At 47.9% G+C, this 1,150-nt stretch carries 2 protein-coding genes; one reads left to right on the plus strand and one right to left on the minus strand.

Translation table 11 applies throughout. The annotated features are described in order from the left end of the window. Positions 1–21: 21 nt before the first annotated feature. The gene (locus ACKFKH_RS12690) at positions 22–717 is read right to left on the minus strand and encodes a hypothetical protein (protein WP_446858666.1); all 696 of its coding nucleotides are present in this window, start codon (positions 715–717) and stop codon (positions 22–24) included. Between the two features lie 163 nt (positions 718–880). Here ACKFKH_RS12690 and ACKFKH_RS12695 point away from each other — a divergent pair. Continuing rightward, positions 881–1,150: leucine-rich repeat domain-containing protein (locus ACKFKH_RS12695; RefSeq protein WP_446858667.1), on the plus strand; the 270-nt coding region annotated here is incomplete at its 3' end.

A 1,150-nucleotide genomic window follows, 5' to 3' on the forward strand; every position in this document is an offset into this window, starting at 1 on the left:
ACCGATTTCCCCTCTAACTTTTCACCTTTGACACAAAACTATTGACATACCCGTCGCTAGTTTTGTAACGTTGTTTTTTGTGCGGCTTTGAGCGCTTTTGCGAACACGATCGCTCTTGCGGGTTCCGCCTGCCATTTCATATTCGCGGCTATCGTTACCATATTTGGCACTTACGCCATTTAGGAGTTGATCGAGCAAGTCGCCCAGGTCGCGTTCCATTTGGTCGATTTCCTGTTTGGCAATGTCGAGAGATGCGATCGTGGTGTTGTAGTCATTCAATTTGGTGTGTAGCTGCTTGATCTGCGTTTCGAGGGTTGAGAGATTGCGATCGCTACCAAAGCTCAGATTCGGATCGATGGCTTTGAGCTTCAAGATCCGCAGTTGTCCTTTGTCGAGAATGCGTGAGGTGCGTTGGGCGCGTGGCATCGTAGATGGTTCCTTTTTAGGATTCTGTACCGTTCTAGTTTGTCTTGAGTCGTTGAGAAATTGGTTGAGTGGTTCGCGCAAAAGATTGTGTTGTTTTTGAGAAGTTTGAGGGTCGCATCTCATGGTTTTCCACAGCGATCGGGCGACGATCCGTAGGTTTGCTGAGAAAATCAGGGCGTTCGTGGCGAATGTCGTAATGTTTGTGGTGAATGTCGTAATGTTCGTGGCGAATGTCGTAATGTTCGTGGTGAATGTTGCGGTTTTCACGAAGAACAGCGTCGCGATCGTCATGACGGACTAAACAGATACGACGACAAGCCGAACGGATACAACACCAAGTTGAATGGATGCGGTGACAGGCAAGACAGATAGGATGCTACTCCCCTACTTCTCTGATCTCTCTGCCAAAATAGAATCAACTTTCTGGCTTCTCAATCCCCCATTCCCAATTCCTATGACTTCCCGCTCTATCTTTGAACTCATCGATCGCGCCCACACCGAGAATTGGAAAGAACTTAATCTATCAGCGAAGAAACTAACGGAGGTACCGCCAGAGATCGCTCAATTGACCCAGTTGGAAACGCTTAATCTCCGTGACAACCAAATCACCGTTATCCCAGACGCGATCGCTCATCTGTCCAATCTCACAGAGCTTTATCTCTCTAACAATCAAATCACCGTTATCCCGGACGCGATCGCTCAACTGTCCAATCTCACAGCGCTT

Source organism: Phormidesmis sp. 146-20, from assembly GCF_052939475.1.